This is a genomic window from Paenibacillus sp. ClWae2A, from assembly GCF_032452295.1.
In the GTDB taxonomy this organism is placed as follows: Bacteria; Bacillota; Bacilli; order Paenibacillales; family Paenibacillaceae; genus Paenibacillus.
This window is the reverse complement of the sequence record NZ_JAULSQ010000003.1, coordinates 117,398-140,221: the sequence shown is the minus strand read 5'-3', so window position 1 is coordinate 140,221 and position 22,824 is coordinate 117,398. Positions and strand designations below refer to the sequence as shown.

Here is a 22,824-nt window from a genome sequence, read left to right as displayed (position 1 = left end):
GATTCTTATATATAATGAAGGGCGGCTTTGCCATGCAGCAAATCATGCCACTATGTCATGATCCAATTATAGAGATCGAGAAACTATCATTTTCCTACGGGGACCAGCGAGTGATTGAGAATCTCGATTTTATGGCCCAGGAGCGGGACTTTGTCGGGATTATCGGTTCCAATGGGGCGGGTAAAACGACATTGCTGCGCATGCTGGTAGGACTTCTTCCTCCTGCGCAGGGAGATATCAAACTATTCGGACAGTCGATCCGCAGGTTCAAGGACTGGGACCGAATCGGGTATGTGCCACAAAAGAATGCATTTAACCCGTTGTTCCCTGCGACCGTTCGTGAAGTGGTCATGTCAGGTTTGTACAATAACAAAAACATGTTCCGTCGTATGTCTCGCAAATGTCAGCAACAGTGCACGGATGCGATGCAGGTCATGCGAATCGAGGATCTGGCGAACAAACGAATTGGTCAATTGTCCGGCGGACAGCAGCAGCGTGTATTTTTGGCACGAGCGCTTATCAATCACCCGGATCTGTTGATTCTGGATGAACCCACCGTAGGTATTGATGCTGAATCACAGGCCAGTTTCTTTGAACTGATTACCCATATGCATGAACATCACCGCATGACTTTTCTGATGGTGTCTCATGATATGGATCGGATGGAAAGTTATCTGGGTTCTGAAGCTGCGGTAACGAATGGCAAAATTAATTTTCATGTCCGTCATTCGCATGAGGTACAGGATTGTGCTGAGACCAATCTGCAACATACCACTGCACAGGTACGCTAGCTGTATTTATGGCCCATTAGATTAGAGTAAGGCCGAAGGAGTCGTGTTTGTTTTGGAAATATTAATGAGTGATTTTTTTCAGCGTGCGCTGGCGGGTGGGTTGTTAATTGGCATTACCGCTCCGTTAATCGGACTGTTTCTGGTCTTACGGCGGTTATCCATGATCGGAGACACCTTGTCTCATGTGACCATTGCCGGTGTTGCACTTGGATTCCTGATTGAAGTGTATCCCATTGCAGTGGGCTTGATATTTGCCGTGCTTGCTTCATTTGCGATAGAGAAATTGCGCAAAGCGTACAAGAGTTACGCCGAATTATCGATTGCCATTATCATGTCCGGTGGCGTGGCTCTTGCTTCCTTGTTCTTCACGCTGGGCAAAGGATATAATGCAGATGTCATGAGTTATTTGTTCGGCAGTATATATACATTAGACGCTACGGATCTGAAGCTGGTAGGTGTGGTTACGCTGATCGTGGTGATTGTAGTGGCATTGTTACATAAGGAATTTTTCCTGCTCAGCTTTGAGGAAGATGCGGCAGCAGTCACAGGGTTGCCAGTGAGAATTCTGAACATGTTAATCACTGTGATGACAGCACTTGTCATTAGCACGGCGATCAAGATTGTCGGTGCGCTTCTGGTGTCAGCACTATTGACCATTCCGGTAGCGGTCAGCCTATTGATGGCTCGAAGTTTCAAATCCGCCATTATTTTGTCCGTGGTGATCGGCGAAATTGCCGTAGTCATTGGACTGGTCGTAGCAGGCATCTGGAACCTCGCACCTGGAGCAACAATTGTATTATTGCTGATCATGATGCTGATTCTGACGATGATTGGAAAAAAAGGGTTCCGAGCCTGACGACTGAACGAGCAAGCACGTGAGCCCGGGGAAGGGAGACATCCGCTTCATGCCTGATGTTAATGTATGGATGGCTTTTGTAGCAGGTTTAGTCTCATTTATATCACCATGTTGTCTTCCGCTGTATCCATCATACCTCTCCTACATTACAGGTATGACGGTGCAACAATTGAAGGATGACCGCAATCAGCGTGAAGTCCGCTTTAAGACCATGACGCATACGCTGGCGTTTATTTTAGGCTTCTCGGCTGTATTTTATTCGCTTGGCCTTGGTGCTGGACTATTTGGCCAATTTTTCAATGATAACCGCGAACTGATTCGTCAATTATCTGCGATTTTGATTATGCTTATGGGGTTATTTTTGCTTGGTGTGTTCAAGCCGCAGTTTCTGATGAAGGAACGCAAGCTGGATATGAAATGGAAACCTGCAGGTTATCTGGGCTCTTTTATATTTGGCATCGGTTTCTCAGCTGGCTGGTCGCCCTGTATTGGTCCCATTCTGGCAACAATCATTGCGATGGCTGCGAGTGAGCCCACAACCTGGCTGGCGCTGATTACAGGTTATACCGCAGGGTTTGCAATCCCGTTTTTCATTTTGGCCTTTTTCATCGGTTCTACACGCTGGATCTTACGGTATTCCAATGTCATGATGAAAGTCGGGGGAGCATTAATGTTGTTCCTTGGGGTATTGCTTTTTACAGATCAGATGACGAAGATTACCATCTGGTTGCAGCAGATTACACCAGACTGGATGATTATCTAAACGGATGAACTGAATTCGAGTATTATTATGTATGGCATAGCAGGCTACATGTTACCAGAGACATTCTGGTTCATGTAACCTGCTTTTTAATCGTTTGTTAGAAATGCATTTACCAGCATATCATTACGGCAGTCGCGTTTTTCGTTTAGGTGAAGTAATCAATATTGGCTAGTGGAAAATGTTCAAAGATCCGTTCCGTAATGAATTCGCGCAGCGCATCTTGCTGGTCATCCTTATACACATACTTGTACTGGCCCCAGCGGCCCCATTTCATCTTACGTTTCTCGATATCCATCTCCAACTTGGTTTTAGGATAACGCTTTTCAATGGTTGCTTTGGCCGTTTTGGTAAAACGGTGCTGGATCATCTCAAACGTAAGATCCTTGGTTGCTTCCTCTGGAAGCGTATCTGCCAGCTTCTGCAACAGATCCGAGTATCCTTCTTCCCAGCCTTCATACCACATGATCGGAGCGATAATGAATCCCAGGGGATAACCGGCGTGTGCAATTTTGCCAGCAGCTTCAATGCGTTCCTCAAATCTGGAGGTAGCCGGTTCAAAGTTTTTGATGACATAATCCGAATTGACACTAAACCGGATACGAGTGTGGCCGTTATGTTTAAGGTTCAGCAACGGATCAACGTGATGATATTTGGTTACGAATCGCAAGCGTCCATATTCTTCTTCCGCCATAAAACGAATCAGGTCACTTAAATTCTCCGTGATATGCTCGAGTCCTACGGGATCAGACGTACAGGCAGCTTCAAATCGTGTGATTTCAGGCGCGCGTTCTTCAATGTATCCTTTTGCAGCCTGAATGATCTCCTCGGTATTAACATAGACACGGACATAAGGTTTCGCACCAAGTGTAGTTTGAAGATAACAATAATGGCAGTGCCCCATACAGCCTGTAGAGATGGGAATGGCATATTCCGCTGAAGGTTTCGACTGGTCAAACTTGAGTGTTTTGCGTACACCAACGACCAGAGTACGCTTTGCCATCCGGTACTTTTCTTGTTCGGTATCACCGGGCAGGTTTGTGATTCGGTTATGGGATGTGGTCATCTGATAAGATATGTTTTTGGATGTCACCCATTCCATAATCCGTTTGCCTTTATCATATTCCAACGCACCGGGTTCAAAATACACCAAATCGGGAATAAAGGGTTCAGTACCTTTTGCTTTACGAACTGGCGGTGAGGCTACACTTGTACTCACGTAATCACTCCTTTCGATGCGGAACTTTGCTTAGTTTGCCTCGTTTGTGGAGAAGTCACGCCTGCCAATTACTTGCGTAACAGCGCACTCCGAACTGTGCAGGACTTGCCAATGCGTATTGATAACATGTATCATTATAAGATAGGGACCAGGCACGAATATGGGCCGGTCAGAGAGAAAAGAGGGAAGCAGATGCCAACGCCCAGTATGGAAGATTATTTGGAGCGTATATACAAATTAATTGATGAAAAGGGCTATGCTCGTGTGTCTGATATAGCTGAAGGACTGGAAGTACATCCTTCATCGGTGACGAAGATGATCCAAAAGCTGGACAAAGACGAGTACCTGATCTATGAAAAGTACCGCGGACTGGTGCTTACGCCAAAAGGCAAAAAGATGGGCAAACGTTTGATGGAGCGCCATCATCTGCTTGAACAATTTTTGACAACGATTGGTGTTCAGGAAGAAAATATCTACAATGATGTTGAAGGCATTGAACATCACCTGAGCTGGGACTCCATTACATGTATTGAGTCCTTGGTTGAATACTTCCGTCAGGATGAGAGCCGGTTGCGTGACCTCAAAAACCTTCAGGACGTCATGAGTAATACGGAGTCTTAAGTTTCAGTAGTGGAATACACAATGGTGATATACAATGAATTGTATCCCGTGATCAAAGGATGCTTCTTGCCGTTTCAATGGCAGGAAGCATTTTTTTGTGTGCAATCACACCATAATTTGGTGATTTTCGCAACTAAACGAACGGTAGGAGCGTCTATTAAACTAGTAGAATTTACCGCAAATTTATAATGATTTTGGAGGACTGCACTAATGAACGTTCGTAAAGGATTGATGCTGCTGCTCATTTTTGTACTTGGATTACAGACAGCAGGCATGACGGCACAAGCAGCCGGGCAGAAGGAAATCGCTATTTTTCTAGACGGAAACCGTTTGGAATCGGATGTATCACCCTACATCTTGCCCAAAGTAAATGTAACGATGGTGCCTCTGCGTGTTATTAGCGAAGGACTGGGTGCGTCTGTTTTATGGTCTCAAGCTACTCGTACCGTAACCATTCAGAAATCCGATTCAGTCATCTCTATGACGAGCGGGCGCCAGCAGGCGACCGTGGATAACGCTGTAGTTGATCTGGATGCATCGGTCGAATTGAAACAAGGTCGGGTCATGGTACCCATTCGATTCGTCAGTGAGAATCTGGGCATTCGAGTGAACTGGAATCAGGCAGCCCAGACCATTGATCTGTACACAGGAGACGAATCAGTCCCAACTCCTGAACCAACCCCGGCAACCCCAGCGGAGCCTGGAGGCACGGGCACTGTACCAGCTTCTGAAGAGATGCGGGGAGCCTGGATTTCCACTGTGAATGGAGACTGGCCTACATCCGGTGCCAAGGGAAATGTAGAGAAGCAAAAACAGGAGTATACAAAACAGCTAGATACGTTGCAAGGTATGGGCATTAATGCCGTATTTGTCCAAGTGAGAGCCAATGGGGATGCCATCTATCCTTCAGGTCTGGTACCTTGGAACAGCGTATTAACAGGAACACAAGGTAAAGATCCAGGTTATGATCCCCTCGCGTTTATGGTCGAGGAAGCACATAAACGAGGTCTGGAGTTCCACGCCTGGTTTAATCCGTTTAGAGCAACGAACTCAGCGAGTACATCGAACTTAGCTGCAAACCACATCTCCAAGCTTCATCCCGACTGGATTGTGAATGCATCCGGTAAATTGTACATTAACCCGGGTATCCCGGAAGCCAGACAGCATATTATCGATACAATCATGGAAGTGGTCAATCAGTATGATATTGATGGTGTACATCTGGATGATTATTTCTATCCGTCCAATGTGACCTTTAATGATGATGCAGCTTTCAAAACCTATAACACATTAAATACCAAAGATCGTGCTGAATGGCGTCGTGACAATATTAATCAGTTCGTCAAGCAGCTCGGACAGAGCATTCATAGCGTAAAAGCTAACGTTGAATATGGAATTAGTCCATTTGGTGTATGGCGTAACAAATCCGTTGATCTGACCGGCTCTGATACCAAAGCAGGAGTAACCGCTTATGACAGCATGAATGCGGATGTGCGGACATGGATTAACCAGGAGTGGATCGACTATGTCGCTCCGCAGGTGTATTGGAGTATGACACTGAGTGTAGCTCGATACGACAAAGTCGTGGACTGGTGGGCGAATGAAGTGGCTAACACCAATGTAAAATTGTATATCGGCCACTCTCCTTATAAGTTAGGTACACCGGAGATTGGCTGGCAGACATCACAGGAGATCATCGATCAGCTGAACTACAACAAGAAGTATGGTTCGGTTAAAGGGGACATTTTCTTTAGTTCACAGTACCTGACGAAGAACCCTCTCGGCTTGATTGCCAAATTAAAATCCTACTATGGTCTATAAAACATTTTAACAATACAGTGATAAGACAAACCCTTGTTCTCATAGAGTGGCAGTAGAAATGTGGCTGCCTGGAGAACGGGGGTTTTTTGTTATGTTAATTAACGCGGTATTTGAAGGTGGAGGCGTCAAGGGAATATCGCTTGCGGGTGCTGTGCAGGGTGCTCAAGATTGTGGCATTCAGTTCAATCGGGTGGCCGGCACGTCATCCGGCTCCATTGTAGCTGCTCTGCTAGCGGCGGGTTACCGGGCTGAAGAGATGAAAGTCATTATTGAGAATACACCCTTTGTTTCATTGCTGCGTCGTTCCCCCATATTTAATACCCGATGGATCGGACCCGCAGCAAGGCTATTCTTGAAGAAAGGATTGTATTCGGGAGAAGCGCTGGAATCATGGATTCGCAAGATGCTGGAGCAGAAAGGGATTCGCACCTTCGCTGACTTGCCGCAAGGTAAGTTGCTTATTACCGCATCCGATATATCCAATGGGACCATTCTGGTGCTGCCAGACGATATTCGTCGGTTCGGCATTGATCCTGCCAAACTGGATGTTGCGAAAGCAGTACGCATGAGTTGCAGTATTCCGTATTTTTTCGATCCGGTAGTCATACGTAAATCGCCAGTATTCTCCAAAGGACTTCCTTTTCAAGATCAGTTCGTATATGTCGTGGATGGTGGGTTGCTTAGCAATTTTCCGCTGTGGCTCTTCGATGGGGATCGTACGGAACGAGGGGGAGACGTTATTCCGGTTGTTGGTTTCAAAATGGTGGGGAAGACGGAAGTAGAACCTGCCCGGATTAAAGGGCCGCTAAGCATGCTTCAGGCCCTCGTGGAGACGATGCTCACAGCACATGATGAACGCTACATCGAACAGATTAACCGGTTTCGTACAGTGAAGATACCAACGCTTGGGATTAAACCGACGCAATTTCATTTATCGTTACAGGACAGCACAGCCTTATATCGATCAGGTGCAACCGCAGGGAGCGAATTTTTCAACGGGTGGAATATGAAAATGTATGATGAACAGCTGGACAAACAAAGAAAAGAACTGCGCAAGAAACAAGCAGAAGCCCCGCCTTTGATTCCTGTATAAACGTGAAAAAAGCAATTCTCCGCTTGTTGGAAGAATTGCTTTTTTGTATATTCAGTAACTTTTAGTGAAATTTCGGTATATCTTCATCGCTTTTACCTTTTTGTCCCTGAATCACTTGGAAAGGATAATCCTTGCGTTTCTTTGAAGAGCCGCTGCTCTTTCTGGCACTGGACTGTGCATTGACTTTCGCCATGGTTCGTGCCGATGGTTTAATCTTTGGTGATTTGGTTTTGCTTGCCCAGCGACGAGGCGGATATTTGTACAGCAGGAATACGGCTCCGAACACGACCAGAGGAATAATGATCCTGGATGGACTAGCGTTCCCCAGCCAAGTCAAGACTCCAACAGCAGCTAGTGCGATGAACGTCCAAAATAAGATTGCCTGCTTGTTCATATCATTCACCCTTTCACAGGATCGAGTGTTGCAACAGGTACTTCTGACGTAGCAGAGACATTGGCTAGCTTGGCATCCAACTCACGCATGCGGTTAAACGAAGCAATGGATACTTCTACCTGTTCGTTGGTCGGTTCTTTTGTTGTCAGCAATTGCAGCCACAATCCCGGGTATCCGAGATAACGCAGTACAGGAATATCACGTACCGAATTCGTGAGCTTTAACAGTTCAAAAGAAATGCCTAGCACAACTGGCAATAACAACAGACGCTGACCCATCCGTTCCCAGAGGTTATCGTACGTGAAGAGGGAGTATAGAAACACTCCAATGATGACAGTCAACATAATGAAACTGCTTCCGCAGCGGTAGTGCAGTCGGCTGTACTTTTGCACGTTCTCCGGTGTCAGTTCTTCACCAGCTTCATGTGCGCTGATTACTTTGTGTTCCGCTCCATGATACTGGAAGAGACGTTTGATCATCGGCGTCTGTGAGATTAACCACAGATAAGCGAGTAACAGGATCAGCTTAATGCCGCCTTCCAGTAAATTATGCAAAAACTGATTGTCGAATGCATTTTTGAATAGAAAATTCTCGATAACAACAGGAAGCAATGTGAGCACAACTTTACCAAAAAGGAATGAAAGGATGGCTACGGCAGTCACACCAATGATCATGCTTAGGCTCCAGCCCGAACCTTCTTTCTCTTTTTCCTTGGCTTTCTCTTCCGGTTCCAGTTCATCATCAGCATAGGCGTCAGCAGAATAATTGAGATGTCTGCTACCTTTGACACTTGAATCTATAATGCTGACAATTCCGCGTAATAAAGGAATCCGCCGCAATTTCATGACCCAGGACTTGTCTTGCTTGGGAACTTCCAGATACGTAATTTCGCCGTCTTTTCTACGAACAGCTGTAACGTTGACATGTTTCCCACCGAACATTACGCCTTCAATGACAGCTTGCCCCCCATAGCTGACAGGCTTGGATTGTTGAGGCAAATTATTCACCTTCCTATTCTGTTCTAGGCCTTCGCGATCAAAGGCAGTTTAATAACCCTATTGTATCGAATTTTGAGACCAATTTCTAGTTTGTGAGTCAAACCTTGAAGGATGTTGTTAAGATTGTCCTGTTTTGAACATACTACCTCGTAGAATCAGGCAGAAAATTCGAGGCATAATGCGGGATTATCAACGGAATGAAGGAGAATATTGATGACAGAGCGTAAGCATGAAGATACATCACATGATGAAGGTCAACGTCCGAAAGAACGTCAAAAAGACAGGGGCAGGCGCCCTACCCAGAGGCAAGGTCAAGCACACTACTATACGAAGCCATTTTCCTTTGCGTTAGAGCTAGGCTTTTTTGCCGGTTTTATCTGGGGCGGGATGCATTGGCTATTTTATCTGTTGCATTTTACGATTGTACCTGTCGGATTTCTGGCGGAGCCTTTTTTCAAACATGAATATATATATACCGCAGCAGGGCATCTGACAGGCTGGCTGTTTTTCATCGTTTTTTCCATCTTGGCATCCTTACTCTACACGTTCACGATTAGAAAACTGAAAGGGCCTTTACCCGGCATGGTGTATGGAATCGTCTGGTGGCTGATTCTCTTTGTACTGGTCGGACCCAAACTGGGTATGATGAAGCCTTTGAACGGTTTAACCTGGGATTCAATCATCACGGAACTCTGTTTCTTTTTGTTATGGGGGCTGTTTATTGGTTACACGGTAGCCATGGAGTACACGGATGAACGTAAACGCGAGCCGGAGCAAGCGGGGGCATAGCGCAAAAAAGCTTCTCAATCCGGCAATGGCTGTGTTAAAATAGCAGATGGTTATTTGCAGAGAGGGTGGAGCAGCGATGAAACGAATTATTGTGATCAATGGTCCGAACCTGAACATGCTTGGTGTACGCGAACCTGGCATCTATGGAACGCTCAGTCTGAAGGATATTGAGGACAAAATTCGCAGACAGGCTGATGAAATTGGCGTCTCCATCGCTTTTTATCAATCGAACCATGAAGGGGACATCATTGACCGCATTCATGCAGCCATGGGTGAGGCAGACGGAATCATACTGAATGCCGGAGCATTTACTCATTATAGCTATGCTATACGTGATGCAATCAATGCTGTAAAAGTCCCTACGGTTGAAGTACATCTATCCAACATTCATGCACGCGAAGCGTTCAGACATCATTCAGTGATTGCAGCGGAAACAATCGGGCAGATTGCCGGATTTGGCGAAGTAAGCTATGAACTGGGATTGCTGGCTCTTGTGCGTCATCTGGACAAACAAACCTGAGCCGGGAACCCGGGAATGTGAGAGAAAGAAGGGTTACCGATGGAAAACAAACGAGTAAATAAGTTGCGTGAAGCCATGCGTGAGCATGAACTCACAGCAATGCTGATTACAAACCCGATTAACCGTCGTTATATGACGGGCTTTACAGGCTCGGCGGGATATGTGCTGATTACGGAACAGGATGCATATCTGCTAACTGATTTCCGTTATATGTCACAAGCGCCTCAGCAAGCCAAAGGATTTACCGTTGTGGAGCATGGAGCCAAGCCGATGGATACGGTGCGCGAATTGCTGACATCCGCGAATATCAAAGCAGTTGGCTTCGAGCAGGATAGTGTTACATTTGGCACTCACTCCGCTTATGCTGAAGCACTGCAGTCTATTGAACTGAAAGCTGTATCCGGGATTGTGGAACAACTTCGCATGTTCAAGGATGAAGACGAGATCGCGGTCATGCAGAGAGCAGCAGATCTGGCAGATGCCACATTCAGCCATGTTTTGCAGTTTGCAAAACCGGGTATGACGGAGCGTGAAGTGGATCTGGAGATGGAATTTTTCATGCGCAAACATGGAGCAACGTCCTCTTCGTTTGACACCATTGTAGCATCGGGTGAACGTTCTGCTATGCCTCACGGTGTAGCGAGTAGCAAGGTCATCGGACAAAATGAGTTAATTACATTTGACTTTGGTGCACTTTTGGACGGATACTGTTCAGATCTGACACGTACCATTGCAACAGGTACACCTGTACCTGAACTGCGCAAAATTTATGACATTGTACTGGAAGCTCAGTTACATACGCTGGAGAACCTGAAACCGGGCATGACCGGACGGGAAGCAGATGCATTGGCTCGTGATATCATTGCAGGTCACGGATATGGAGATCAATTCGGACACAGCACAGGCCACGGTCTGGGTATGGAAGTTCACGAAGCTCCTCGCTTGTCCAAGCTTAGCGACGATGTATTGAAACCGGGTATGGTTGTTACCGTTGAACCGGGTATATATATTGACGGGCTTGGCGGCGTGCGTATCGAGGATGACGTAGTGATTACCGAGACGGGTATTCATATTCTCACGAAGTCGGACAAGAAGTTCACCGTAATCGGCTAAATTACAGCCACAGGGATATAAGACGATTTTTAATGTGTTATTTAAATTGAAAATAAGAAATTTCACCATAACGGAGAGTGCAGAACCAATCTGAAGAAGCGAAGCGTTCGCCTTTATCACCGGATTTTCCCATTGATAATGGGATCAAAAAAATCTGGGGATAACAGCGATCGGAGGATGGTACTGCAATCGAAGTGAACGAGGTGGTCATTCTTGGGCTCATTTTACATATAACATTAACCCATCGTCTTATATCACCTACTTTTCAACCATATCAGGAGGGATTTTTTGTGATTTCAGTAAACGATTTTAAAACAGGCTTGACCGTGCAAGTGGATAACGATATCTATACCGTGCTTGATTTCCAACACGTTAAACCAGGTAAAGGCGCTGCCTTTGTACGTTCCAAATTGAAAAACCTGCGTAATGGTAACACTGTTGAAAAAACATTCCGTGCAGGCGAAACTATTGGTCGTGCCATCATCGAAAACCGTGGCGTATCCTACCTGTATGCAAGCGGTACAGAGCACACGTTCATGGATAACGAAACATATGATCAGTTCACATTGACTAGTGATCAACTGGAATGGGAATTGAACTTCCTGAAAGAAAACATGGTCGTTAAGATCGTTAGCTACCAAGGTGAAATCCTCGGGATCGACTTGCCAACAAGCGTTGAGTTGAAAGTCATCGAGACTGAGCCAAGTGTTAAAGGTAACACTGCACAAGGCGCTACCAAAAATGCAAAAGTGGAAACAGGTTTGAACGTACAAGTTCCTTTGTTCATTAACGAAGGTGACGTTCTCCTGATTGACACACGTGAAGGTAAATACTCTTCCCGTGCGTAACTTTCACAAGCTGTAAGCTAATAAACGGTATTAACAACCCTTTGCCATTCCTTTGGCAGAGGGTTTTTTCGAAAAAAGATTAGCCTATCAGGCGCTTTCGTAATATACTGGGTTAAAGTCATTTCTCGTAGAGAATAATGACGATGGACATCAATTATGCATACTGCACAAGGTAGGGAGTGGATTTGCGTTGTCATTGTACGTCATGAAATTTGGGGGCAGCTCGGTCGGAGATACAGAACGCATGAAGCGTGTAGCCGGACGTGTTGTAGAAAAAGCTGATGAAGGACATCGGTGTGTAGTCGTGGTTTCGGCCATGGGGGATACAACAGATGATTTGATTGATCAGGCAAAACAACTGAATAGTGATCTGCCTGCTCGTGAGATGGATATGCTCTTAACGACAGGAGAACAGATTTCGATCTCTTTGTTATCGATGGCTATTCAAGCGCTTGGACGTAAGGCAGTATCGTTTACAGGCTGGCAAGCGGGATTCCGCACAGAGCCGGTTCACGGAAAAGCACGTATTCATGATATTCAACCTGACCGTGTGAATGCAGCACTTGCCGAGGGCAACATTGTTATTGTTGCAGGCTTCCAGGGCATGACGGAAGACGGCGAGATCACAACGCTGGGTCGTGGTGGTTCAGATACAACAGCTGTAGCGCTGGCGGCAGCAATTAAGGCTGATGCGTGTGAGATCTATACAGATGTAGACGGAATATATTCTACGGACCCGCGGATCGTTAAGGTTGCGCGTAAGCTGAAAGAAATATCGTATGACGAAATGCTGGAACTCGCTAATTTGGGAGCAGCGGTGCTGCATCCGCGTGCAGTAGAGTACGCGAAGCATTCCGGTGTACCTTTAATTGTAAGATCCAGCTTTAACCATAATGAAGGAACGGTTGTGAAGGAGGAAGCAGCAATGGAACAAGGCGTAGTGGTTAGTGGTATTGCCTATGACAAAAATGTGGCTCGCATCAGTATTCTGGGTGTGCCGGATGTACCAGGAGTTCTGGCCGAAGTATTTGGTGCGCTTGCATCCAATCAGCTGGATGTGGACATTATCGTTCAGAGTGGAGTGATGGATGGCAAAGCGGACTTCTCGTTCTCTGTTGCGCTGTCTGATCGTGAGGACGCATTACGTGTCATTGAAGGCCTTCACAGCCGCTTGCCTTACCGTGAAGTTACATCAGAGGAGAACCTCGTTAAAATCTCCATTGTTGGCGCAGGCATGGTCAGTCACCCTGGTGTAGCTGCGAAGATGTTCAAAGTCATTTCCGCTGAAGGCGTGAGCATCAAGATGGTGAGCACTTCCGAGATCAAAGTATCTTGTGTTATTGACGGAGATAAGCTGCATGACGTCATTAAGGCATTGCATACAGCATATGATCTCGACACTGCCGAGCAAGCCGTTATCGGCGGACCTCAAGACCGCAGATAAGTATTTGCCGTGTATGTAAATTAGCAAAGGTGTACTGTTGCCAACGGGCAGCAGTACACCTTTTTTTTGTTTTTCGCATAACAATTTTCACAATAACTTGAACATCTTTCCCCCGCGTATGCCTCTATAAGGTTGCATGCGGTTCCCCTCCCCCATCTCGGGAACACAATCCAGCAAGTTTAATTGAGAACAATACGAAATATCATGAACTCTGCCTAACTTTTCAAGCCTCCGCCCGCTAACAGATCTCTGCACCAGATCCGGGATGCTCTCCTGACGTTGGGATACCGCTTGATAAAGCACTATTCCGAGATCGTTTAGTTGGAGGGGAGAACAGGATTGACGGTGCAGTTCGTCGATGATACATCCAGCACACAAGCCGTCCTCCAGAGCAAATTCATCCTGGTTTCCCGCACATAACAGCAATACATCTCGTTGAAGTTCACATAGAACTGCTGCAACAGCCTGCACATTGAGAAATGAACCAGCGAAAACATGTTTCCCCTTGGAAGCCTTGATCAAAGCTCGTGTTCCATCGGTTGTGGTGAGAATGATTGTTTTATCTGCAATGCCTGCAGTCATATATTCATAGGGGGAATTCCCCACCTCGAATCCGGTGATTTTTTTGTCAAAACGCTCCCCGCCTCGAATGCAATCTTTCACTTCCATTTGTTTGGCTTGTGGAACCGTCTCTACAGCAATCACAGCCGAAGCATCATACGCCAGAGCCGTAACAATCGTACTGGTCGTACACAATACATCAATGACAACTGCACTTCGCCCTGCAATATCAATGCTACGTACTTCATTCACATTGCCAACGACATCAACTCGCACTCCCCACAACTCCTTTCTGTATCTGGGGATCGGTAGTTCTGTTTTGAACCGGAATGGAACTTACCTATCTGCAATTACTATATGCATGCACATCTAGACGGGTGCCTAGAACAGAAGGTGGATCTATGGTTTCAACTCTCAACCGTATTCTGAAGAATTGATAGATTTCAGCGTCATAAATTAAATGTACAGGCATAAACTTGAGATATGAACAAGCGCCAGAAGTGTGAACCAAATGATCTGAAGGTTGGAGGAGCCTACTCATGAAGGTGAACTGGAAGGAACTTTTTCCGGAACCGATCCGAACCATTCTCGGAAGAATGCCACCCGCTCTATTGGAACAAGTGGAGGAAGTACGTATTCGTGAAGGCAGACCCCTGGAGATTAATGCAGGCAACACATACCACTTCCTAACACCTCAAGGTTGTCCGACCGGGAATCCTGAAGAAGCGTATGTTCCTCAGAAAGAAGTGACGCACAGGTTGCTGGACCTGATCAGTAACCATTCACTTTATACATTGGAAGAGGAACTGCGCAAAGGGTTCATCACCATACCTGGAGGACATCGAATCGGACTTGCTGGCCGAACGGTACTAAGCGGTGGGCGTGTCGAATACTTGCGTGACATCAATGGGTTTAACGTTCGGGTAGCCCGTGAGGTACATGGAGTGGCTGATCGTATCCTTCCTCATCTTCTCGATATGAAGAGCGGACAGGTCCTGCACACGTTGATCCTTTCGCCACCACAGCAAGGGAAAACGACGTTGCTGCGAGATCTGGCGAGACAAATTAGCAGTGGTACAAAGCTTACAGGGGGCAATGAACTGGTTCAGGGAATACGTCCACGTCTGAAAGTGGGCATTGTGGATGAAAGATCCGAAATCGCGGGTAGCTACAAAGGAGTACCTGGATTCGACGTAGGTCCCCGAACCGATGTGATGGACGGTTGTCCGAAGGCTGAGGGCATGATGATGATGCTTCGCTCCATGTCACCCGATGTCCTGATTGTGGACGAGATCGGTCGTCCGGAGGATGCCGAGGCGGTGATGGAAGCCCTGCATGCAGGAGTCTCTGTAATCGCGACTGCTCATGGCCGTGATCTATCGGAACTGTCGGCCAGACCCGCCCTCAGAACCTTAATTACGGAGCAGATGTTTCAACGTTATGTCCAGCTGCAACGGACGAGCCGGGGCATGACCTTTCGGCTGGCTGATGGCAAAATGCGTGCGTTGCAGCAGACCGGGGCAGGAGGTGAAGCCTTTGGTTAACATGCTTGGTGCGGTAATCATTCTGTTAGCCAGCACCCTCGCCGGTTTTTACAAGGCCAGACAGTATGCATTAAGACCGAGACAGTTGCGCGAACTCATCGCAGCCCTCCAGCGACTAATGACGGAGATTAACTATGGGCTCACTCCACTTCCCGATGCCATGAGCAAGATGGGAGCACAGACCAAAGAACCTGTAAAGACGCTGTTCCTTCATGCAGCCACACGGATGGAACCTCCTCATGGACTCACTGCCCGGGAAAGTCTGCAGTCAGGCGTGGATCTGGCGTGGGGAAGATCGGCCATGAAGGCTGACGAGAAGGAAGTGATGCTGCAATTAAGCTTCAGCCTTGGCACAAGTGACCGTCAGGATCAGACCAAACATATATCGTTAGCCATTCAACAACTAATGCATGAGGAATCCCGTGCCCAGGCCGATCAAATGAAATATGAACGAATGAGCCGAAGCCTCGGGATGCTTGTCGGAGCGTTAATCGTCATTCTGATCTTCTGAAATAGCCGGGATAGTGAGGTGCCAAGGTCATGAATCTAGAAGTGAACGCAATCTTTCAAATTGCGGGTATCGGAATCATCATTGCCATGATTCACACGGTACTGAAACAAATGGGAAAGGAAGATATGGCTCACTGGGTGACCGTAATCGGATTTGTCGTTGTATTGTTCATGGTGGTCCGTATGCTGGACAGCCTGCTACAAGAGATCAAATCGATATTTCTTTTTCAATGAAAAACGGTCATGAAGCCGGATGGTGGTGACCTGTGGAAATTATCCAAGTTGTAGGTTTGGCGCTCATCGCAACAGTACTCATTCTGGTCATTAAGGAACAGAAACCGATGTTTGCCTTTCTGATTGCTGCCGCGACAGGCATTGTCATCTTCATGTTGTTGATTGGCAAAATCGGTGCAGTCATCGAAGTGTTGAAGCGGCTTGCCGAGAATTCAGGCATGGAGAGTATTTATCTGAAAACGGTGCTGAAAATTATTGGCATAGCGTACATTGCTGAATTTGGCGCACAGATTGTCAGGGATGCAGGTCAGGAAAGCATTGCGTCCAAGATTGAACTGGCTGGTAAGGTACTGATCCTTGTACTTGCTATACCGATCATCAGCATTATTATCGAAACCGTCATGAAGCTGATGCCGGTATAGAAAGGGCGTGCGGACTTCATATGAAATCAATGCATCATAAACCGCAGTGGCGCCTTAGGGTTGTGCTGATGCTCTGTTTTCTGTTTGGTATCCTGGGACAGGTTACTGCAAGCTCGCCTTCCGGTGAGTGGATGCAGCAGCAGGCCGATCAGCTTCCCAAGGATCAGGTGGAGAAATACTGGGATCAACTGATGCAACAATACGGTGGTTTCTTCCCGGATGGGAAAACCCCTTCCTTCATGGATATGTTAGTCCCCGGCAATGAAGGGTTCAGCCTGAAATCGGTGTTTGTAGCGATAGGAACCTTCATGCTGCATGAAATTTTATATAATGGCAAGCTTCTGGTCACGATTGTGATGTTAAGCGTACTCAGCATGATTCTGGAGACGCTTCAGACCGCTTTTGAGAAAAATAATATTAGCAAAATCGCCTATTCCATCTGTTATATGGTCATCATCATTATTGCGATCAACAGCTTCAGTGTGGCGATTGGATACGCCAAGGATGCCATAACCGGCATGATCAACTTCATGATGGCCATGGTTCCCTTGTTATTCACACTGCTCGCGTCTATGGGTAACGTCATCACCGTCTCGGTTACACATCCACTCATCATTTTCATGATTCATCTGGTGAGTACATTGATTCACTTGCTGGTATTCCCGTTACTCTTCTTCTCAGCTGTTCTGCATCTCGTCAGTTCATTGTCTGACAAGTACAAGCTGACACAGCTGGCAGACCTCCTGCGCAATATTAGTGTGGCATTGCTGGGTATCCTGCTGACGATGTTTTTGGGTGTAATCTCGGTTCAGGGAGCATCGGGATCGGTAGCGGATGGAGTTAGCCTGAAGGCCGCCAAATACATCGCAGGCAATTTTGTCCCTGTCGTGGGCAGAACATTTGCGGATGCGACGGATACGGTAATTACAGCTTCTTTACTTGTCAAAAATGCAATTGGACTCACCGGAGTGATCATCATTTTGTTTCTATGTGCCTTTCCGGCACTCAAGATCCTGGCTCTTGCCTTGATATACAACGTAACTGGAGCCATTATGCAACCGCTAGGAGACACCCCGATTGTTGGATGCCTGCAGGCCATCGGCAAGAGCATGATCTACGTATTTGCGGCGCTCGCAGCCGTCGGGCTGATGTTTTTCTTGGCAATCACCATCCTGTTGACCGCGGGCAATCTGACTGTCATGATGCGCTGAATGTATGTTGGCAAGAAAGGGGATGGAAAGGATGGGGTGGCTGAGCAACTGGCTCCGGGAATTGATTATGATCGTTCTGCTGGCGACTTTTGTGGATATGCTGTTGCCCAATCGATCCATGGAACGTTATGCCAAGCTTGTGCTGAGCCTTCTCATCCTGCTGACCCTTTTATCACCCATAACCAAGCTGCTCAAAAGTGATCCGGTTGGCGAACTGAAACGGGCGATGTCGGCAATGGATGCTCCATCGGATGGAAATGCAACACTCGAACAGATATTGGCTCAGGGTAAGCGGCTGCAATCCAATGAACAGGAACAATCCTTACAATGGACAGCGAAAGAACTGGCTAATGTCATGAAAGGCCAGATTGAAGAAACAACAGGAGCGAGGGTGCGATCCGTAGAGGTACAGCTGGCAATGAGCAAATATGAAACGGAGATGGAAGCTGCCTCATCAGTCGAACTGCCTGTGATACAGCGTGTGTTGGTCGAGATGGCCGGAGAGGGTGCGGAAGGAGAAGTGAAGGCAAGGCAGCAAGGAGTCGCTGCAAATACACAACCCATATTTGGAACAGACACAGAAGCCGAGAAGGATAAATCACCTCAAACACAGCAGCCCATCCAGATTGGTCAGATTGAAGTGCCTGATGTACAGATTGATGTGAGTAAAGGGCAGCGTGATGGAAATGAAGCTTCTTCCGAGCCTGTTATACGTGATCAGGCAGACGAGACGAAGCAGCAAGGTGAGACATCCACAAGGTCCGAACATGCGGTGCAGATTATTACATTGTTGACCGAAAAGTGGGATGTTGATGCGAGCAAAGTTCAAGTGAAAGAACCAAAAAGTGCTGAAGTGCTCTGAGAAGGAGGGTGTCCGATGAAACAATGGTTCAAAAAGATGGAAACCTGGATGGGTGGCGGAGAGGGTGGGGCAAGGCGAAGTCAAACCTTCCGCTGGCTGATTATCCTCGGTTTGATCGGGGTGGGAATCATGCTATTCAATTCCTTCGTCAATGTCAAAAAAATTGATTCCGAAAATATCGGTCGGGAACCACCGGACCCGGCAACATCCATGGCATCCATACAGAGTGATCCGTCAGAACAGAATCCTTTTCAGGCGATCGAAATTGCATTTGAAGACAAGATCAAAGGTGTGCTGGAAAACATTGTTGGTGTGGGAACGGTTGATGTGATGGTTACCGTGGATTCCACAGAAGAGCTGGTCGTTCAGCGGAACGTGAAGGATTCTCAGCAACTTACCGAAGAAACGGATGCTAGCGGGGGCAAACGACATATGACGCAATATACCCGTGATGGCGAGATTATTACGTACGAAATATCAGGGGATCAGACACCTATAGTGACCAAAAAGCTCAAACCGCAGATCCGTGGTGTGCTTGTGGTTGCGAGGGGTGCAGAGAACAAGGTTGTGAAGGACCTGATAACCGATGCTGTGGAAAAAGGACTGAATGTGGCAGCCTACCGGATTTCTGTTGTACCGCGCAAACAAGACTAATTTGGTTTGTTGAATCACAAAATTCAATTCTCATAAGATTGAAGCCAATTTGAGGAGGAAGTTCTAATGAATAACAAACGTCAAACGGTATGGCTCGTTTCCATGCTGAGTCTGATGGTCATTTTGTCCGCGTATTATCTGTTCACTGAGGATTCCGGTCCAGTCAACGCGCCGGTGGCTGACAGTCAGCAAGTGGATGGAATCAAGCAAGGGGAAGCAAAGGAGACGGCAGGCATTCTTGATCCTACAGAAGGTTTGGTTGTGAATGAAGTGGTGAATAGCGGCGAAGTTGAAAGTGATCCAAGTGCGGCTGGAGCTATGGAAGAACCGGCGGCTACGGAAGGTAAAGAAGCCGGAAATACAGAGAAAACACCTGCTGTCGAACCAGGCGAGAATAAGGGTGAGGCAGGCAAAGAAACCAACAAAGAGACCGACAAAGGGGCAACAACTACACCGGAGACAGACGGTCAGGCAGGTGGTACTGCAACCAAGACAGATGAGGAAGTCCTCAAGGAAATGGAAGAGCAGAATACGACAGCATCTGCGAGCAGCCAGTTCCAGAACTACCAGTGGCAACGTGAGGAAAGCAACAATCGCATATATGAGGAACTGATGACCGTGGCAGGTGACTTGAGTAAAACACCAGAGGAGAATGCCAAAGCAACGGAGCAGCTCCGTACACTGGAAGAAAAAGAAGCTAAAATCACTGGCATTGAGGAGACACTCTCTCAACAGTTCGCTAATGCGATCGTTCAAGAAGATGCCGACAAGTATAAAGTTGTGGTCCTCAGTGACAAACTGGATGTAAAACAGGCGGTATCCATTGTGGATCTGGTCATGAAAGAATTGGCGGTTTCACAGAACAAAATCAGCGTGCAATACGTCACAGAACAGTAATCCAAATCATGGAAATGAAGTCCCGGGAGCTGGTTGTACTCTCGGGCTCTTTCCATTTTTAATGATTATGATATAATACATAAAGCCATATGACCGTCCTAGTGAGACTGGCATGATGCCGAAGGAGTGAATAATGGAAATGTTTAAATTGAGTGAAATCAAAGAACTGATTAAACTGGTAGATGAAAGTTCCGTTCAAGAATTGGAAATTGAAAATGAAGGATCACGGTTATCGATCCGCAAACCGGGAAAAACGGAGTATGTTCAAGCAGCTGCTGTGCAACCGCAAATGATTGCTGCTCCGCAAGTACAGCCGGCCGCAGTGGTAAGTGAAGCTGCACCGCAGGTCGATACTACAAGTCATTTACATAAAATTGTATCTCCGATGGTAGGTACTTTTTACAGAGCTTCCTCGCCGGAAGCGGGTCCTTTTGTGAGCGCTGGTGATAAAGTTGTTGAGAAAACAACGGTATGTATCATCGAAGCCATGAAGCTGATGAACGAGCTTGATGCGGACATCAAGGGAGAAATCGTTGAAGTGCTGGTTGAGAACGGACAGCTGGTCGAGTATGGGCAGCCCCTTTTCCTGGTGAAACCGGAATAACCGTTATGGCTGGTTAACAGCTAACCGCATGAGCTTCGAAGGAGGACAAAACGAAATGAAATTTCAAAAAATACTGATTGCGAACCGTGGAGAGATTGCGGTACGTATTATTCGTGCCTGCCGTGAAATCGGCATCTCAACGGTAGCCGTCTATTCGGAAGCGGACAAGGATTCTCTGCATGTTCGTCTTGCAGATGAGGCTTATTGTATCGGGCCGACACTGTCTAAGGACAGTTACCTCAACTTCACAAACCTGATGAGTGTAGCTACGCTGACGGAATGTGATGCAATCCACCCTGGATACGGTTTTTTGGCGGAGAATGCTGATTTTGCGGAAATTTGTGAGTCTTGCAATATTACATTCATCGGGCCTTCACCCGAAGCCATTACCAAAATGGGAGACAAGGCTGTTGCCAAACAAACGATGAAAGATGCAGGAGTACCTGTTATTCCTGGATCAGACGGCCTTGTTGAAAATATGGATGAAGCCATCATGATTGCTAGAGATATCGGATATCCTATCATTATCAAAGCTACTGCTGGTGGCGGAGGTAAGGGAATTCGTATTGCCGAAGATGAAGAAACGCTGATTAAGCAGATTACCGCTGCTCAGCAGGAAGCACAAAAGGCATTTGGCAATGCAGGTGTATATCTGGAGAAATTCCTGACAGGTATGAAACACGTGGAAATTCAGATCATTGCCGATAAACACGGAAATGCAGCACATTTGGGAGAGCGTGATTGCTCGGTTCAGCGTCGTCGCCAGAAATTGGTGGAAGAAGCTCCGTGTCCGATTCTCTCCGAAGATGTGCGCACACTGATGGGCGAAGCTGCGGTACGGGCTGCCCTTGCTGTGGATTACTCGGGAGCGGGCACATTGGAGTTCTTGCTCAGCCCGAATGGCGAGTTCTATTTCATGGAGATGAACACCCGTATTCAGGTAGAGCACCCGGTAACTGAGATGGTTACTGGCGTGGATCTGATCCGTGAGATGATCTCGGTAGCTGAAGGCAACCCACTTTCATTCCGTCAGGAAGACGTGGTTATCAATGGCTGGTCGATAGAATGTCGTATCAATGCGGAAGATCCGGACCGTAACTTTATGCCATCACCAGGCAAAATCGGATTCTACCTTGCACCGGGAGGACCTGGCGTTCGTGTAGATAGTGCTGCTTATCCGGGTTATACCATTTCACCTTTCTATGACTCCATGATCGCAAAATTGATCGTGTGGGGAGCGAATCGTGAAGAGGCGATTGCCAAGATGAAACGTGCGCTTGGGGAATTTGCGATTGAAGGCATATCTACAACCATTCCTTTCCATCAGAAATTGCTGGAGCACCCAACGTTCATTCGTGGTGACTTTGATATCAAATTTCTTGAGGAAAACGAGATTTAAAAGGTATATTGGGCTTGTTTGTCATAATGTAGCCCAAATGATATAGTATGAATAATAAGAGCGCATGTCTCCTGCAAAGGATAAGCCCGCACCTCGCGGATGTTTGCAGGAGTTCCGGTAAAGCCGGACCGGAAGGGTTCTGAAGGTTGATTAACCTGAGTCCAGCGCCCTGACGGATGGCCGCAAACTTATCTCGCGAAAGGTGTGTTGAACAGTTATGAGTACACTACCGACTGAATTTGAACGAACGGATATCGGTGAAATCCAGATCGCACCTGAAGTTATTGAAGTGATTGCTGGATTGGCAACCCTTGAAGTGAAAGGTGTTGCAGGCATGAGTGGCGGATTCGCTGGCGGATTTGCTGAATTGCTTGGTCGCAAAAACCTTTCCAAAGGCGTTAAAGTTGAAGTAGGCCAACGTGAAGCTGCAGTTGATGTTTCCGTAATTATCGAGTACGGATACCGTTTGCCACAGGTAGCTACGGAGATTCAACAGAACGTGAAACGTTCCATCGAGAACATGACAGGATTGAATGTGAATGAAGTGAATGTGCACATTCATGACGTTCAGTTCAAGAGCACCGAGAAAGTGGAAGAGATCGACCTGAACAGTCAACGCGTAAAATAAAAGAAGACAGATTCCCCCGGCATCTTCTGCC

At 46.9% G+C, this 22,824-nt stretch carries 26 protein-coding genes; 22 read left to right on the top strand and 4 right to left on the bottom strand.

Features of this window, described 5'->3' with window-relative positions:
- The first annotated feature begins 32 nt into the window (after positions 1-32).
- Genes QVE09_RS11865 through QVE09_RS11855 form a run of 3 tightly spaced genes read left to right on the top strand, consistent with a single transcriptional unit; the run spans position 33 to position 2,410 of the window.
- Positions 33-791: a metal ABC transporter ATP-binding protein gene (locus QVE09_RS11865; protein WP_091018152.1), complete on the top strand. Its 759-nt coding sequence runs from the start codon at positions 33-35 to the stop codon at positions 789-791.
- A gap of 52 nt (positions 792-843) precedes the next feature.
- Positions 844-1,647 carry a metal ABC transporter permease gene (locus QVE09_RS11860; protein ID WP_105409230.1) on the top strand — a complete coding sequence of 268 codons (804 nt, stop codon included), beginning with the start codon at positions 844-846 and terminating at the stop codon, positions 1,645-1,647.
- 49 nt (positions 1,648-1,696) lie between these two features.
- The gene (locus tag QVE09_RS11855) at positions 1,697-2,410 is read left to right on the top strand and encodes a cytochrome c biogenesis CcdA family protein (protein WP_017687570.1); all 714 of its coding nucleotides are present in this window, start codon (positions 1,697-1,699) and stop codon (positions 2,408-2,410) included.
- Positions 2,411-2,555: 145 nt separating this feature from the next.
- Here QVE09_RS11855 and splB read toward each other — a convergent pair whose 3' ends face one another.
- Positions 2,556-3,626: a spore photoproduct lyase gene (gene splB / locus QVE09_RS11850; RefSeq protein ID WP_315936980.1), complete on the bottom strand. Its 1,071-nt coding sequence runs from the start codon at positions 3,624-3,626 to the stop codon at positions 2,556-2,558.
- 192 nt (positions 3,627-3,818) lie between these two features.
- Here splB and mntR point away from each other — a divergent pair, with 192 nt between their 5' ends.
- The 3 genes from mntR to QVE09_RS11835 all read left to right on the top strand — a co-directional run bounded on the left by mntR (position 3,819) and on the right by QVE09_RS11835 (position 7,161).
- Complete coding sequence (gene mntR, locus QVE09_RS11845) at positions 3,819-4,247, top strand: transcriptional regulator MntR (protein WP_062835284.1); 429 nt, start codon at positions 3,819-3,821, stop codon at positions 4,245-4,247.
- 210 nt (positions 4,248-4,457) lie between these two features.
- Complete coding sequence (locus tag QVE09_RS11840; protein ID WP_315936979.1) at positions 4,458-6,068, top strand: family 10 glycosylhydrolase; 1,611 nt, start codon at positions 4,458-4,460, stop codon at positions 6,066-6,068.
- Between the two features lie 91 nt (positions 6,069-6,159).
- Positions 6,160-7,161: a patatin-like phospholipase family protein gene (locus QVE09_RS11835; RefSeq protein WP_315936978.1), complete on the top strand. Its 1,002-nt coding sequence runs from the start codon at positions 6,160-6,162 to the stop codon at positions 7,159-7,161.
- A 61-nt stretch (positions 7,162-7,222) separates the two neighbouring features.
- On the opposite strand, the gene QVE09_RS11830 is transcribed toward QVE09_RS11835, so the two are convergent.
- Both QVE09_RS11830 and QVE09_RS11825 read right to left on the bottom strand, forming a co-directional pair.
- Complete coding sequence (locus tag QVE09_RS11830; protein WP_036614407.1) at positions 7,223-7,555, bottom strand: hypothetical protein; 333 nt, start codon at positions 7,553-7,555, stop codon at positions 7,223-7,225.
- 5 nt (positions 7,556-7,560) lie between these two features.
- Positions 7,561-8,553 (bottom strand): DUF1385 domain-containing protein, encoded by a 993-nt coding sequence (locus QVE09_RS11825; RefSeq protein WP_315936977.1) that lies wholly within the window; start codon positions 8,551-8,553, stop codon positions 7,561-7,563.
- 213 nt (positions 8,554-8,766) lie between these two features.
- Between QVE09_RS11825 and QVE09_RS11820 the strand changes: the two genes are divergently transcribed.
- The 5 genes from QVE09_RS11820 (at position 8,767) to QVE09_RS11800 (ending at position 13,267) form a co-directional block, all read left to right on the top strand.
- Complete coding sequence (locus QVE09_RS11820) at positions 8,767-9,342, top strand: YqhR family membrane protein (RefSeq protein ID WP_315936976.1); 576 nt, start codon at positions 8,767-8,769, stop codon at positions 9,340-9,342.
- A 76-nt stretch (positions 9,343-9,418) separates the two neighbouring features.
- On the top strand, positions 9,419-9,862 hold the full coding sequence (gene aroQ / locus QVE09_RS11815) for a type II 3-dehydroquinate dehydratase (protein ID WP_036614400.1): 444 nt from the start codon (positions 9,419-9,421) through the stop codon (positions 9,860-9,862).
- Between the two features lie 39 nt (positions 9,863-9,901).
- Positions 9,902-10,975 (top strand): M24 family metallopeptidase, encoded by a 1,074-nt coding sequence (locus QVE09_RS11810; RefSeq protein ID WP_315936975.1) that lies wholly within the window; start codon positions 9,902-9,904, stop codon positions 10,973-10,975.
- Between the two features lie 290 nt (positions 10,976-11,265).
- The gene (gene efp / locus QVE09_RS11805; protein WP_017687580.1) at positions 11,266-11,823 is read left to right on the top strand and encodes an elongation factor P; all 558 of its coding nucleotides are present in this window, start codon (positions 11,266-11,268) and stop codon (positions 11,821-11,823) included.
- A gap of 190 nt (positions 11,824-12,013) precedes the next feature.
- Complete coding sequence (locus QVE09_RS11800) at positions 12,014-13,267, top strand: aspartate kinase (protein ID WP_315936974.1); 1,254 nt, start codon at positions 12,014-12,016, stop codon at positions 13,265-13,267.
- An 87-nt stretch (positions 13,268-13,354) separates the two neighbouring features.
- Here the strand turns inward: QVE09_RS11800 and QVE09_RS11795 are convergent, their stop codons facing one another.
- Positions 13,355-14,104: a 2-phosphosulfolactate phosphatase gene (locus QVE09_RS11795; protein ID WP_315936973.1), complete on the bottom strand. Its 750-nt coding sequence runs from the start codon at positions 14,102-14,104 to the stop codon at positions 13,355-13,357.
- Between the two features lie 263 nt (positions 14,105-14,367).
- On the opposite strand from QVE09_RS11795, the gene spoIIIAA reads away from it, so the two are divergent.
- The 11 genes from spoIIIAA to QVE09_RS11740 all read left to right on the top strand — a co-directional run bounded on the left by spoIIIAA (position 14,368) and on the right by QVE09_RS11740 (position 22,793).
- Positions 14,368-15,372 carry a stage III sporulation protein AA gene (gene spoIIIAA / locus QVE09_RS11790; RefSeq protein WP_315936972.1) on the top strand — a complete coding sequence of 335 codons (1,005 nt, stop codon included), beginning with the start codon at positions 14,368-14,370 and terminating at the stop codon, positions 15,370-15,372.
- Positions 15,365-15,883: a stage III sporulation protein SpoIIIAB gene (spoIIIAB, locus tag QVE09_RS11785; RefSeq protein ID WP_315936971.1), complete on the top strand. Its 519-nt coding sequence runs from the start codon at positions 15,365-15,367 to the stop codon at positions 15,881-15,883. The genes spoIIIAA and spoIIIAB overlap by 8 nt, the downstream gene beginning before the upstream one ends.
- A gap of 29 nt (positions 15,884-15,912) precedes the next feature.
- Positions 15,913-16,116, top strand: a complete 204-nt coding sequence (gene spoIIIAC / locus QVE09_RS11780; protein WP_017687585.1) for a stage III sporulation protein AC — start codon at positions 15,913-15,915, stop codon at positions 16,114-16,116.
- A gap of 32 nt (positions 16,117-16,148) precedes the next feature.
- A complete protein-coding gene (gene spoIIIAD / locus QVE09_RS11775; protein ID WP_017687586.1) occupies positions 16,149-16,538 on the top strand; it encodes a stage III sporulation protein AD in 390 nt (129 codons plus the stop codon).
- A 68-nt stretch (positions 16,539-16,606) separates the two neighbouring features.
- The gene (spoIIIAE, locus tag QVE09_RS11770; RefSeq protein WP_397387042.1) at positions 16,607-17,749 is read left to right on the top strand and encodes a stage III sporulation protein AE; all 1,143 of its coding nucleotides are present in this window, start codon (positions 16,607-16,609) and stop codon (positions 17,747-17,749) included.
- A gap of 31 nt (positions 17,750-17,780) precedes the next feature.
- Positions 17,781-18,611: a stage III sporulation protein AF gene (gene spoIIIAF / locus QVE09_RS11765; RefSeq protein WP_315936969.1), complete on the top strand. Its 831-nt coding sequence runs from the start codon at positions 17,781-17,783 to the stop codon at positions 18,609-18,611.
- A gap of 15 nt (positions 18,612-18,626) precedes the next feature.
- Complete coding sequence (gene spoIIIAG / locus QVE09_RS11760; protein ID WP_017687589.1) at positions 18,627-19,265, top strand: stage III sporulation protein AG; 639 nt, start codon at positions 18,627-18,629, stop codon at positions 19,263-19,265.
- A gap of 66 nt (positions 19,266-19,331) precedes the next feature.
- A complete protein-coding gene (locus QVE09_RS11755; protein WP_315936968.1) occupies positions 19,332-20,162 on the top strand; it encodes a SpoIIIAH-like family protein in 831 nt (276 codons plus the stop codon).
- A gap of 139 nt (positions 20,163-20,301) precedes the next feature.
- Positions 20,302-20,766 (top strand): acetyl-CoA carboxylase biotin carboxyl carrier protein, encoded by a 465-nt coding sequence (gene accB / locus QVE09_RS11750; RefSeq protein ID WP_036614903.1) that lies wholly within the window; start codon positions 20,302-20,304, stop codon positions 20,764-20,766.
- A gap of 55 nt (positions 20,767-20,821) precedes the next feature.
- The gene (gene accC, locus QVE09_RS11745) at positions 20,822-22,165 is read left to right on the top strand and encodes an acetyl-CoA carboxylase biotin carboxylase subunit (protein WP_036614375.1); all 1,344 of its coding nucleotides are present in this window, start codon (positions 20,822-20,824) and stop codon (positions 22,163-22,165) included.
- A gap of 217 nt (positions 22,166-22,382) precedes the next feature.
- A complete protein-coding gene (locus QVE09_RS11740; protein ID WP_017687593.1) occupies positions 22,383-22,793 on the top strand; it encodes an Asp23/Gls24 family envelope stress response protein in 411 nt (136 codons plus the stop codon).
- Positions 22,794-22,824 lie beyond the last annotated feature (31 nt).